Below are 13,648 nucleotides of genomic sequence, written 5' to 3'. Positions count from 1 at the left end.
GTTTTGGGCTTAAGCATTAAGGGCTTTTTCTTGATTTTCGGTTTTAGGTGCTCCGCTAAAACGTTCTTGTAAGGCTTGTAAAACCACAAAAAGAACAGGGATAACAAAAACTCCTAGAATGGTACCTATAAGCATACCTCCAACGGCGCTCATACCAATAGAACGGTTACCAATGGCACCTACACCAGAGGACAATGCCAAAGGAAGCAAACCGAAGATAAAGGCGAAGGACGTCATTAAAATGGGTCTAAAACGTGCTTTGGCACCATCAATGGCCGCGTCCCAAAGTCCCATTCCTTCCCTACGCCGTTGCAATGCAAACTCCACAATTAGAATGGCATTTTTTGCTAATAGTCCAATAAGCATGATCAAAGCAATTTGGAAATAAATATTATTCTCCAATCCGCCTAAATTCACGAAAAGGATGGCGCCCGCTAGTCCAAACGGTAAGGAAAGCAAGATGGCAAACGGTAAAATATAGCTTTCGTACTGTGCACTTAGCAAGAAATACACAAACACCAGACTCAAAATAAATATTACGATTGTGGTACCGCCAGATTTGCTTTCTTCACGAGTTAATCCAGAGTACTCATAGGTATAGTTGTTGGGTAAAACCTGCGCTGCGACTTCTTGAATGGCAGTAAGGGCATCACCCGTACTATAGCCAGGGTTGGGTACCCCTGTTACTTTTACGGAACTTAAAAGGTTGAATCGTTCTACGGATTCTGGCCCATAAATCTTTTTTAAGTTGACAAACTGGCTTACCGCTACAGATTCGCCATTGGTGTTACGAACATAGATTTTATTCAAGCTATTTTCATTAGCCCGATCTTCAGGTTTTGCCTGGATCATTACGCGGTACTGTTTCCCAAACTTGTTAAAATCTGTTGCGTAAATTCCCCCATAATAACCTTGCAAGGCATTAAAAATATCAGTTGTAGAGAAGCCTGCCATTTTAATTTTCTCCACATCTACTTCCAGTTCATATTGTGGAAAATTTGGGCTAAACTGGGAGATGGCGTATTGCACTTCCGGTCTTTGATTTAAGGCGCCTAAAAATTGATTTTTCACCTCGTCTATCTCTGCCCAATCTGCGCCACCCTTACTTTGGAGCTGTACTTCAAAACCAGATGAGGTACCAAAACCTTGTATACTAGGCGGCGTAAAATAAATAATCTGGGCATCTTTAAATTGTGCCGAAACCGCAAATAGTTTGGCCAATGTTGCTTCCACGGATAGGGAATCGGCCTCACGCTCGCTCCAATCCTGTAATTTCATGATAGAGAATCCATAAGATCCCGCACTAACCCGGTTTAACAAACTGAAACCGGAAACGGTAAGACGTTTATCAATCACATCCATAGATGCATATATAGAGTCCAATTTCATCAAGGTTTCTTCGGTTTTTTCCAAAGTGGTACTTGGTGGCATACTCACGTTGGCAAAAATGATACCTCTATCCTCATTAGGCACAAACCCGCTAGGAGTGCTTTTGAATAGGTAAACGGCTAAGCCGGAAAAAATGACCAACATACCAACGGCCAACCATTTTCTCTTAATCAGCGTGTTTACCGCACCGGTATATTTATCGGTAATTGCATTAAAACCTCTATTGAACCCGTTGAAGAAACGGTCCTTTAAGTTTTGCTTTTTACCTTCTTCATGGGTATGTGGTTTTAGAAACAAGGCCGCCAATGCCGGACTCAATGTTAATGCGTTTACTGCGGAAATTAGAATGGCCACCGCCAAGGTGATACCAAACTGCTGGTAGAATACCCCAGAGGTTCCTTGAATAAAGGAAACTGGAATAAACACGGCAGACATAACCAAGGTTATGGAAATAATCGCCCCAGAAATTTCACTCATGGCCGATTTTGTCGCGGCTTTCCCGCTTTCTGCACCTTCTTCTAATTTTGCATGCACGGCTTCTACCACCACGATGGCATCATCTACCACAATACCAATAGCCAGAATCATAGCGAACAAGGTGAGCATGTTTATAGAGTAGCCAAAAATCTGCAGGAAGAAAAAGGTTCCCACAATGGCCACGGGCACCGCAATAGCAGGGATTAAGGTGGATCTAAAATCTTGTAAGAACAAGAACACCACAATAAAAACCAGGATAAACGCCTCTATAAGGGTCTGTACCACATGGTCTATGGAGGCGTCCAAGAAATCCTTGGTGTTAAATGGAATTACATAATCCAGACCTTCTGGAAATTCTGCCTTGCTTTCCTCCAAAATGGCTTCAACCTCTTTGATAATTTCAGTAGCATTGGAGCCTGATGTTTGGTATACACCAACCGCAACACCGGGAGCACCCATTCCGTAGTTTTTACGCGCATAATTAAACGCGCCCAATTCAATATCCGCCACATCTTTTAAACGTAGGAAACCGCCATCTTCCGTAGTTTTCAGGATAATATTTTCATATTCGGATACTTCGTCCAATCGGCCTTTGTACTTCAAAACATATTCATAAACACCATCTGCATTTTCCCCAATTTTACCGGTGGCCGCTTCACGGTTCTGTTCTGCCAATGCTGCTTGAATGTCTGAAGGAACAATGTTGTAAGAAGCCATTTTGTCCGGGTCTATCCATATACGCATGGAGTAGTCCTTGGAGCCAAAAACGTTTACATTACCTACGCCGTAGACCCGTTTTAATCTGGGCACAAGATTAATTTTGGCGTAGTTTTCTACAAAGGTGGCATCGTAATTTTCGTTCTCTGAGAATATAGAGAAGAACAACAACGAGCTGTTCTGTGTTTTTTGGGTAGTTACACCAGTAGCGATTACCGATTCTGGCAACACGCTATTTGCCCTAGAGACCCTGTTCTGTACGTTTACCGCTGCAATGTCCGGGTCTGTACCCAATTCAAAATAAACGCTAATACTGGCAGAACCATCGTTACTTGCCGTGGATGTCATATAGGTCATGCCCTCCACACCGTTTATTTGCTCTTCCAACGGAATTACAACACTATTCAATACCGTACCGGCATTTGCACCGGTGTAGGACGCCGTAACCTGTACCGTGGGCGGTGCAATTTCAGGATACTGCTCTACCGGTAAGGTAGTTAGGCCAAGCACCCCTAAGATTACGATGATAACGGATATAACGGTAGAAAGTACCGGTCTATCTATAAATTTTTGAAACATATGTCTGTTTTTTAGGGGCTTTTATTTTGTGATAGGGGCTATTTTTTGACCACTTTTTAACTTGGATACGCCTTCTATGACCAAGGTGTCGCCCTCTTCAAAACCTTCTGTAACTATGTAGTTTTCCTGGGTTTGGTCTATGATGGTAATGGGCTTGCTGGTTACCGTATTATCATCGCCCACCACATATACCATTTTGTTGCCTTGTAGGTCTACGGTGGCCGTCATAGGAATAACAAAAACATCTTTGCGTTCTGCAGGAATCTTTATTTCGCCGGTACTACCGGAGCTTAAAATAAGGTCTGGGTTCTTAAAATCTGCACGTAACGTAACGCTACCTGTTGTGCTGTTTATGATGTTGTTTACCATGGCAATTTTACCTTTGTGTTCATAAGGTTCTCCATTGACCATAATCAGTTCTACTTCTGGAGCACGGTTAACATCTATGGTGCGGCCCTCTTTGGCAACACGTTGCTTAATTGCCAACAACTCTTTTTCGTTTAAGGAGAAATACGCACGCACCTCACTAATATCAGATACCGTAGTTAAAGGCGTTGTGGTGGTAGCGCTAACCAGCGTACCCACTTTAAAGGGAATATTGCCAATGTATCCGTTTACAGGGCTGGTAACCCGGCTATACCCAATATTGGCCGTAACGCTTTGGTAGCTGCTCTTGGCTTGTTCCAATTGCGCCTTGGCAGTTTCTAACTGTACGTTGCTAATAATATTTTTCTCAACTAGCGGCCTAAGTTTATCTACCTCTACTTGCGCGGCATTTACCGCTGCCTTTGCTGCATTGGCATCTTGGGTCAAGGATTCTGTTTCTAGTTTAAAGAGTAACTGACCTTTTTTTACTTGCTGACCTTCCTCCACATAAATTTGTTGCACAAAACCAGAAACTTTTGGTCTAATTTCTACGTTTTGCTTCCCTTCCAAAGAAGTAGAATAGAGGTCATAAGTGGTTATATCCTGTTTTTTAAGTTGGGTAACCTTTAAAGACGGTGCACTTTGTTGTGGAGGGGCTCCATTTTTATCTTCCTTGCAACTAACAAAAAGGACAAGGCTAGCCAGTACGGTGTATATGGTTTTTACATTCATGATATCTGTTGTTCTGCTTTAGTCTTCTTTAAATGATTTAAGTTTATCGATACTTTGGTTAAGCAATTTTTCACTTTCGGTCACAAAGTTTAGATAGACCGATGTTTTAGGCTGATTCTTTCTGTGTTTTTCTGGATTGTATTGCTCGTGGTAGTCATTGATTTTGTAGATAATTTCCTTTTCGGCCTGAAATAGCTTAAGCCGTTCCTTTAGTTTGTTCAAAAAGAACGTGCCACTTTCCGAAACTTTAAAGTAGCGCTTGCGGTCTCCTGGTTTCGTAAAATAAGAGATGATCTCCATTTTCAATAAGAGGTTAAGTGCGCTTGAAATTGAGCTTTTACTAGCCCCTCTTCGGAGTTGACAATCTTCAAAAGTCAACCCTTCTTGCTCCGTTAATATTAAGCTGGCATATAACCTAGCGGCCAATGGTGGAATTTGGTACATGTTTTCAAAATGCACCCCCAGATCTTCTATAAGTCGCTTTTTTACTTCTTCTCTAGACATAATTTATTCAAATGCTGAGCAAAAGTACGGTTGGTTCGGTTATTGCCGAACTAATCAAAACTAAAGTTTTGTTAAAATAAATTTTTACTAAAAAATAGGTACTTAGGGCTTTTGTGGAAAGATTCCTTCCTTTTCTATAACCGGAATAGTGGTAAGGCTTTTTTCAGAAATTGTATTCTTTTGAAAAAGAAATTTCTTTTCGTAAAGTTTTCCTTCTGCAAAAAAAGTAACGAAGAACTCGTTGGTCAAGGCCAAAACTTCTTCTTGAAGGACTTCGATTTTTGTAAAAGTCTTAGGACCCAATGTTCCCAAGCCATGGCGCATAGTAGAGGTTTTGATATCACCGTCATAACCCTTGGATACCACTATGGCCATTTCAATGGCATCTTTTCTGTTATTGATTAGATAAGCGTTCCAGTCCTTAGAAAGAAATTCATCATTCCATTCACGAATAACTGCTACATGCACGTCCTTGGCTATTGGAATTTCTATATCCTTTTTCATAACGGAATACTAGAGGGCACTTTTAAATTGCTCCAAAAAACGCAGGTCATTTTCGCTAAGCAAGCGGATATCTGAAATTTGGTGAAGTAGAAGGGCAATTCGGTCAATTCCCATTCCAAAGGCAAATCCTGAATATTCTTTGGAATCAATACCACAATTGTCCAATACATTGGGATCTACCATACCACAGCCCATGATTTCTAGCCAACCGGTACCTTTGGTCATGCGATAATCAGTTTCTGTTTCAAGCCCCCAATAAACGTCTACCTCCGCACTTGGTTCCGTAAAAGGAAAATAAGAAGGCCGAAGTCGGATTTTTGATTTTCCAAAAAGCTCGGTGGTAAAGTACTGTAAAGTTTGTTTTAGGTCTGCAAAGGAAACATCCTTGTCAATATAAAGGCCTTCTACCTGATGGAAAAAGCAGTGGGAACGGGCCGAAATAGCTTCATTTCTATACACTCTACCGGGAGAGATAGTACGAATGGGCGGTTTGTTGTTCTCCATATACCGAACCTGAACGGAGGATGTATGGGTACGTAAAAGAACATCGGGATCGGTTTGAATAAAAAATGTATCCTGCATGTCCCTAGCAGGATGATATTCGGGCAGGTTCAGTGCGGTAAAGTTGTGCCAGTCATCTTCAATTTCCGGTCCTTCAGATACATTGAAACCAATTCTTGATAAAATTTCAATAATTTGGTTTTTTACAATGGAAATAGGGTGTCTTGCTCCCAATTCCAATGGTTCTCCAGGTCTGGTAAGGTCTCCGTAAATTCCTTTCTCCTCAGATTGATTTTCTAAGGCAGATTTAAGCTCGTTAACTTTATTGGTAGCAGCAGTTTTGAGTTGGTTAATAGTCTGACCAAATTCTTTTTTCTGCTCGTTGGGCACATTTTTAAATTCTGCGAAAAACTGATTTAATAAACCTTTTTTTCCCAAATATTTAATTCGAAAAGCTTCCACCGCATCGGTAGTATTGGCGGTGAATTTTTCAACTTCTGCAATGTGCTCCTTTAATGTATCGATCATGGCATGGACTAAAGCCGCAAATTTAAGATATTTTACGGAACAAGAATTTTGTTTTGGAAAACTAATCTTTTTCCAAAAACAACTTAATTTTCCAACCAACAACAAAAAAGGCCAATGAAAAATCATTGGCCTCACCTTATAATAAAGTTAAAAATTGTATTTAGTAAAAAGAAACGCTACCATCTGAAATATCGTACATAGCGCCAACAATTTTAATTTCTCCTTTTTCCTCCATATCCTTAAGGATAACGCTTTGGCTACGAATATTTTCAAGGGCAAGCTCAACGTTTTTCTTGGATACCGCATCTACAAATTCCAAGTTCTTAGAATTTCTCATTTCTTCTTCCTTAGGTTCCTTAACCGCAAAAACAGCAGGCTCAATTTTATTGATAAGTGCAGTAAGGTTACCCATTCGCGCATGATCGCATGCACCTTTTACAGCACCGCAGGAAGTATGGCCTAAAACGACTATAGCTTTTGTTCCTGCCAATTTACAGGCAAATTCCATGCTTCCTAAAATATCCTGATTGATAAAGTTACCGGCTATACGTACACTGAAAATATCTCCCAAGCCTTGGTCAAAAACCAATTCTGCGGATACTCTGGAATCTATACAGCTTAAGATAGTCGCAAACGGAAATTGGCCATCTTTGGTATCGTTTACCTGCTCTAAGAGATTTCTATTAGCTTTTAAATTGGCTTGAAAACGCTCATTTCCTTCCTTTAAAAAAGTAATTGCTTTTTCAGGCGTCATAGTAGCCTGTGTTTCTTTAGTATGTGCTTTCATTTCTATGTCTAATTTTTTTATTTCGTAATAAATAGGTTTGTGTAAGTTAATGATTGAAAATTTAACTTAGGCTTAAATTGGATTTTGGTTTTTGCTTAAAGAATTCCACAAAACTTTCCGGATTCTCCACAATACCTCTTTTAGAGACCAATTTAATATCAATATTGCGTTCCTTGGCCTTAATGATGAAATCCTCTAGAATTTCAATGATATCATTGTCTAAATACCTTGTTTTCAATACATCAATTTCTAAAAAGGTGTTTTCGGGTAATTTGTCCAACTCTTTTAAAATGGCACCTTTGTTGAAGAAGGTAACTTCCTCCGCCAATGTGATTTTTACATGGTCTTTTCCTTCAGAGGATTCTTCCATATGTAAGAAGTGCGAGTTTTGATAGCTTTTGATTAAAATAACCACAATACCTACGGCCAATCCAAGGCCAATTCCCCAAAGAAGGTCAATAAAAACAATTCCCAAAATAGTTACGATGAAGGGTACAAATTGTTTCCATCCCAGGTTGTACATTACCTTGAACAAGGCGGGCTTTGCTAACTTATATCCTACAATAAAAAGGATAGCCGCCAATACGGAAAGCGGAATCATATTTAATAGGTTAGGAATAAGTATGATGGAAATCAACAAGAAGAATCCATGAATGATGGCAGACATTTTGGTTCTACCGCCAGATTGAATGTTAGCAGAACTACGTACGATTACCTGTGTGATTGGAAGACCACCAATCATACCGGAAACAATATTACCTGCACCTTGCGCCAATAATTCGCGGTTGGTTGGGGTTACATTTTTATGGGGATCCAATTTATCGGTAGCTTCAACACACAACAACGTTTCCAAGCTTGCCACCAAGGCAATGGTAAAGGCGGTTATCCATACTTGAGGATTGCCTATGGCAGAAAAGTTGGGAAAACTAAATTGCCCAAAAAAAGAATCGATATCATCCGGAACTGGAACACTTACCAAATGCTCTTTGGAAATACCCAAAATTTCATGATCCTTTGTAGCAACATAATAAAGGATACCCACAACAACCGCCACTACGGGACCCTGAATCAATTGAAAGATTTTGCCTTTTTTACTTAATACATTGTTCCAAAGGATTAAAATGGCAAGGCCAACTATGGCGATTAGGGTTGCACCAGGGCTGATATTGTTTACCGTGTTCAAAAGTTCAGAAAAGGTATTTTCTCCATCTACTTGAAAAAATGCCCAATCTCCTTCTGGATCAGCATCATATCCAAAGAAATGGGGAATTTGTTTAAGTACAATGATAATTCCAATTCCGGTAAGCATCCCTTTGATTACGGAAGATGGAAAATAGTACCCTATTACCCCGGCCTTAAGAATTCCGAACAAAATTTGAATTACCCCACCGATTACTACGGCCACCAAAAAATTCTGGTAACCTCCCAGTGCTGTAATGGCTACAAGTACAATGGCGGCAAGCCCTGCTGCCGGACCACTTACCCCAATATTGGAGCCACTAAGGGCACCTACAACAATACCACCTACAATACCGGCGATCAATCCAGAGAATAATGGGGCCCCACTGGCCAATGCAATACCTAGACATAGAGGTAATGCTACAAAGAAAACAACAATACTGGCTGGTAAGTCGCTTTTAATATGCTTGAACATAAAAATAAATTTTTACCCTATTCTTCATTGGAAGAATGGATAGGTTAGTCAATAATAAATAAAAAATGGAAGGTCTTTAAATAACTAACGATTGCTCGGGTGGGGGAGAAATGATTTCTAAGCTAAGCTCAAAATGTCCTAACATACGATAATGGTCAAATTTGGACTCATTATCGTGAAAAATAAGAGCATAATCCATGAAATGCTCATTAACAATTTTTTCCTCAGACGGTGATTTTTTACCCAATTCCTGTTGTTCTTCCTCGTTAATATTGGTCACCACAATTGGGTTGTCTACATCACAAAGAGTAATGATACTTGGAGCGGCTATAGCAAATAGCCAAAGGACAAGAAGTGTAAAGCGGGCAAAACTTTTCATAGTCCGTGAGTGAAAGACAAATATAATAGCTTTGTACCCTTTTCTTTGTTAATAAAGTTAAAAATCTTTGAGTATCTTGATGTCTTCGGAAAGAATCCAGCCTATGGAACCATCAGGGATTTGAATTTTCTTCCACTCGTTAAGTTCATCTAAAACATTTACTTTGGTGCCTTCATGCAGTTCAAAAGCTTCCTGACTTCTATTATTCGGTTCTGATTTTACACTGCTCTCTCCAGCAAAAACGATAGCGGGCATATCCGCCTTAAACTTGTTGTACTGTAGAAAGGCAAAAACAAATGCCAAGGCTGCTACAAAAACACAGACTATGCTACTAACAAAGGCCAATCGCTTTCTTGAAGAATACCGGAAATAGTAGAAGGCAATGTATAACAAAACAAAAAGAAACATAAAAATAACGGCGAGGTAGGCCCATTGGTCAAATGAAAACTGCCCTACGATGTTATTATATATTTTTGATAACCCTGTTTGCGGTAGGGTTTCAATTGCGTCCAAGGTCATGTTTTGGGCGTATGCCAAATTGTTTTCTATTTCAGGATCATTAGGTTGTAACAAAAGGGCTTTTTCATAATAATATATACTGGGGGCAATTTGGTTCAATTTATAATAAGCGTTGCCCAAGTTGTAATAAAGCTCTGCAGAATGCATGCCATTATCCAATATTTTTAAATAGCTGTCAATGGCATTTTGATATTCTCCTACATTGTAAGCATCGGTAGCGGTTTTAAACAACGCATCGTTTTGAGAAAAAGCATTAAAGCTTACGACTAAAAGAAATATGCTTATAATTTGTTTCATAGTTCTCCTTACAATTGCTTGTCCAATAGGGAAATTACTTCACTTGCCTTATCATAGTCCTGTTGCATTTGCACATTTGAAAATGGACTGTACCTTGCCATTTCGCAATTTTTTAGCAATGAAATAAAACCCTCGATAGTTTCTTCGTCAACTTTCTTTTCTGAAAGTAAGGTCGCAATTTTTTCTTTGCTGAATTCTGACGTTTCAATCTTTAGTTTAGCTTTTAAATAGTTGTGAAGAGCCTTTTCCAGTGCTACATAAAATGCCTCTTTTTGACCTAATTCCTTTCTAGCTTTGGAAAGATATTTTCTCGCCAACTTATTTGCCCGTCTTATTCTGTTACCCACTACATCTCCGGCAATGGCCTCTCGTTTTTTGCTAAAGGCTATTGCGGCCGGAATCAATAATAAGGGTAATAGTAGCCAAAGGTAAAAGCATAAAGATCCAAAAAAGTGGTTGGAGCCAATGGCTGTTAGATTTGGGTTCAGCTTAATAAAATTAAATTGGTCTCCAGTAGTCACCACTTGTTTGTTGGAAGAGTTGACCGGGGCGTTGGAGGCAGCGGCATTTAAGGGACCCTCTTTTACGTTAATTACAATTTCATCTGAACTTATTGTTTTATAGCTCTCCGTATTGGGATCAAAATAACTAAAGGAAATACTGGGAACTGGATATTTTCCCTTAAAGGAAGGTACAATGGTATAATTGTTACTTACCTTGCCTTGCGATCCCGATAATGTGGTTCTCACATCTTCATTGAACTCAGGGTCGTACACCTCTAGAGAACTAGGTAAATTTGGTTCTGGTAATTGGAATAGTTTCAAATTTCCCTTTCCGTTTACCTCCACAATTGCCTGTAAGGATTCTGATGCGTTTAAAGCTGTTTTGTTGGTGGTAACGGAAAAATCAAAGTTGCCCACGGCACCACTGAAGTTTACAGGCTTGCCTTGTTCTGGTAGTGCTTTTACATTGATGGTCCTTCTGCCGGCAGATACCGTTTTGTTTGTTTGGGAATAAATTCTACCGCCAAAAAAATCGCGCTTGTTTGTAGGTACATCAACGGTAACATCAAGAGAAAGTGGCTCAATTTCCAGCTTCCCTGATTTTTGAGGATATAGTACTACCCGTTTTAGTACAACATATCTATAAGGCTTTCCTTTGTAGGTGCCGTTTTCTGCAGATAGTCTCCTAACCGGTATATCTTGACTCCAAAAGTTATTGTATTTGGGGTTGTCAAGCGGTTGGTAGTTAGACACACTAATAGAAGGCGCCACATACAGCTTGTAAACTACACTAAGGGCTTCATTAAGGTACGGACTCGCCTTAGACACCTCGGCTACCAGATGCAGACTCTCATCCGCTACATCATCTACCGTCATTTGGTCGCTTGGTTTATCTACGGCCGCGGTAACTTCTACTTTTTTGGGAACCGATTTATAGGTTTTTCCCTCAATTACGATAGATGCTTGTTGAATGGTATATGCTCCCCTTGCCGTTGGTGCAAGCGTATAGGAATACGTTTTGGAATAACTTCGAACCCCATTTATCCAAGAGGAACTAATGGATTGAGCGGGCCCCATTAGCACCCTAAATCCTTCAAAATCCGGAGGCACAAAATTATCGCCGTCCTTGTTCATGGTAAAATCTACCCTAAGACGTTCATTGAGACCAAGCTTTTCCTTACTTAGTTTCATTTCAAAAGTAACGGCCTCATCGTCTTGGGCATAATTACCCAAACTCACTAAAGCGGTCAAAAAGAAAGCCAAGATATTTTTAAATACCACAGACATCTACCAATCCTTTTCGTTTTTAACCTTAACCCCTTGAACTTTTTGGGCGTCTATTTTTTCCTGTACCTTTTTCTCTTCGTTTTGCATAGCTTCCAACAAATTTTGAACTTGTTGCTTGCTTAATTGATTAGGTCTTGGTTGTTGCTGCTGAGGTTGCTCTTGTTGATTGCCGTCCTCAGGCTTTTTATTTTGCTCCTGCTTATCCTCACCGTCACCTTCTTTGTTTTCATCCTTTTGTTGGTCATTCTGGTCACCTTCATCGCCCTCGTCACCTTTGTTCTCCTGGTCTTGATCCTGATTCTCCTCTTGATTGTCTCCTTGGTCCTTGTTTTGTTCTTGATCCTTCTGGTCGTCCTTGTCCTGTTGTTGGTCTTGGTTGTCCTGGTTTTGTTCGTTTTCTTCTTGTTGCTTTTTCAACATTTCCTTGGCCAAGGCTAAATTGTAACGGGTTTCATCATCCTTTGGATTGTTCCTAAGGGCCTCTTTGTAAGCTTCCACCGCTTTTTCGTATTCTTTACGCTTCATAAAAACGTTGCCCATATTATGATATGCCCTGTGTTTGTCTTCTTTGCTTGTAGCAAATTCTCCAGCTTGTTTGAAACGACCAAAAGCCTCACTAAAGGTTTCCTTATTGTAATAGGCATTGCCCAAATTATATGGGGCGGCGGCATTTTGTTCACTTTTGGCAATAGCCCTTCTATAATCTACTTCGGCATCTACAAATTTATCCTCGGAAAGTAGTTTGTTACCGTCCCAAGTGTAATTTTTAGATTCCCTAAGATTGCGCTCATCTTCCTTATTTGCATCCTCTTGGGCAAAACAAAGATTTGAGAAAATGATAAGGACGAAAAAAAACTTTTTCATTACTCTTCGGTCTTTTCGTTAAACAAATTCAACTTTTTCAACCATTTGGTCTTCTTGTCCAATACGAATATGTCTAAAAATAGAAATAATAGGCCTAGGGCCAAAAACCATTGAAATTGGTCTTTGAATTCTGCAAACTGCTTGGCCTCAAATTCCTTTTTATCCATTTGTAATAGTTGTTCCTTTATAAAGTCTACCGCATCTTCCGTATTGGATCCGTCAATGTATTCACCATCCCCTTCGCTGGCAATTTCCACAAGAACCTCCTCGTTCAAACGGGTAATGACCACCTCCCCCTGAGAATCCTTTTTTAAGCTTTTAACAACGCCATTTCTTTTAATAGGAATTGGTGCTCCCTTTGTTTTTCCCACTCCAATGGTAAAAATTCGGATTCCTTCTTCCCTGGCGTTTTCAACCGCGTCCTGTACGGCACCCTCGGAATGGTCCTCTCCATCTGAAATAATAAACAAAACCCTATTGGTCTGCTCGGTATCATTGTAGTAAGTGGTGGCCAATTCTATGGCCTCATTGATAGCTGTTCCCTGCGAGGTAAGCATATCTGTGTTCATACTCTGCAGGAACATTTTTGCAGCCCCATAATCCGTAGTGATGGGTAGTTGCGGAAAAGCCTGCCCTGCATAGGCAATAATACCAATACGGTCACTGGCCAATTGATTGATAATTTCCGAAACCAATCGCTTGGCTTTTTCCAACCGGTTGGGTGCAATATCCTCTGCCAACATACTTTTGGAAACATCCACGGCAAATACGATGTCTACGCCTTCCCGCTTTACGGTTTCCAGTTTGGTTCCAATTTTTGGATTTACCAATCCCAGGGTCAAAAAGGCAATACCCAAACAGAAAATGAACAATTTAAGTCCGGATTTATAACGGGATCGAGTTGGGGTAAGTCTTTTTAGAAGGGAAAAATCTGCAAACTTTTTTTGAGTCCGCTTTTTCCATAGCTGCAAAAGGACAAACAGGACCACCAGTACCGGTATGATACCTAGTAAATAGAAATATATTTTCTCATCAAACTGAATCATGTTCCTAACTGTCCA

At 40.0% G+C, this 13,648-nt stretch carries 12 protein-coding genes; all 12 read right to left on the bottom strand.

Going from position 1 to position 13,648, the window contains the following annotated elements; genetic code table 11:
- Positions 1–9: 9 nt before the first annotated feature.
- Entirely contained in the window at positions 10–3,162 is a 3,153-nt protein-coding gene (locus tag BIZ36_RS04805; protein WP_187456732.1) for an efflux RND transporter permease subunit, read from the bottom strand.
- A gap of 21 nt (positions 3,163–3,183) precedes the next feature.
- The gene (locus BIZ36_RS04800) at positions 3,184–4,260 is read right to left on the bottom strand and encodes an efflux RND transporter periplasmic adaptor subunit (protein WP_187456731.1); all 1,077 of its coding nucleotides are present in this window, start codon (positions 4,258–4,260) and stop codon (positions 3,184–3,186) included.
- Positions 4,261–4,278: 18 nt separating this feature from the next.
- A complete protein-coding gene (locus BIZ36_RS04795; protein ID WP_080317863.1) occupies positions 4,279–4,764 on the bottom strand; it encodes a GbsR/MarR family transcriptional regulator in 486 nt (161 codons plus the stop codon).
- Between the two features lie 102 nt (positions 4,765–4,866).
- Positions 4,867–5,268, bottom strand: a complete 402-nt coding sequence (locus tag BIZ36_RS04790; protein ID WP_187456730.1) for a hypothetical protein — start codon at positions 5,266–5,268, stop codon at positions 4,867–4,869.
- A 9-nt stretch (positions 5,269–5,277) separates the two neighbouring features.
- Positions 5,278–6,297 (bottom strand): phenylalanine--tRNA ligase subunit alpha, encoded by a 1,020-nt coding sequence (gene pheS / locus BIZ36_RS04785; protein ID WP_187456729.1) that lies wholly within the window; start codon positions 6,295–6,297, stop codon positions 5,278–5,280.
- A 160-nt stretch (positions 6,298–6,457) separates the two neighbouring features.
- On the bottom strand, positions 6,458–7,084 hold the full coding sequence (locus BIZ36_RS04780) for a carbonic anhydrase family protein (protein WP_187456728.1): 627 nt from the start codon (positions 7,082–7,084) through the stop codon (positions 6,458–6,460).
- Between the two features lie 61 nt (positions 7,085–7,145).
- Positions 7,146–8,738, bottom strand: a complete 1,593-nt coding sequence (locus tag BIZ36_RS04775; RefSeq protein ID WP_187456727.1) for a SulP family inorganic anion transporter — start codon at positions 8,736–8,738, stop codon at positions 7,146–7,148.
- Between the two features lie 76 nt (positions 8,739–8,814).
- Positions 8,815–9,117, bottom strand: coding sequence for a hypothetical protein (locus tag BIZ36_RS04770; RefSeq protein ID WP_187456726.1), 303 nt, complete (start codon positions 9,115–9,117; stop codon positions 8,815–8,817).
- A 57-nt stretch (positions 9,118–9,174) separates the two neighbouring features.
- Complete coding sequence (locus BIZ36_RS04765) at positions 9,175–9,933, bottom strand: tetratricopeptide repeat protein (protein ID WP_187456725.1); 759 nt, start codon at positions 9,931–9,933, stop codon at positions 9,175–9,177.
- Positions 9,934–9,941: 8 nt separating this feature from the next.
- Positions 9,942–11,723, bottom strand: a complete 1,782-nt coding sequence (locus BIZ36_RS04760) for a BatD family protein (protein WP_187456724.1) — start codon at positions 11,721–11,723, stop codon at positions 9,942–9,944.
- Entirely contained in the window at positions 11,724–12,587 is an 864-nt protein-coding gene (locus BIZ36_RS04755; RefSeq protein WP_187456723.1) for a tetratricopeptide repeat protein, read from the bottom strand.
- On the bottom strand, positions 12,587–13,633 hold the full coding sequence (locus BIZ36_RS04750; RefSeq protein ID WP_187456722.1) for a VWA domain-containing protein: 1,047 nt from the start codon (positions 13,631–13,633) through the stop codon (positions 12,587–12,589). The genes BIZ36_RS04755 and BIZ36_RS04750 overlap by 1 nt, the downstream gene beginning before the upstream one ends.
- Positions 13,634–13,648: the final 15 nt, after the last annotated feature.

The sequence above is a fragment of the Cytophaga sp. FL35 genome (assembly GCF_014349235.1).
GTDB lineage: Bacteria > Bacteroidota > Bacteroidia > Flavobacteriales > Flavobacteriaceae > Euzebyella.
This window is presented reverse-complemented; position numbering and strand designations above follow the sequence as displayed.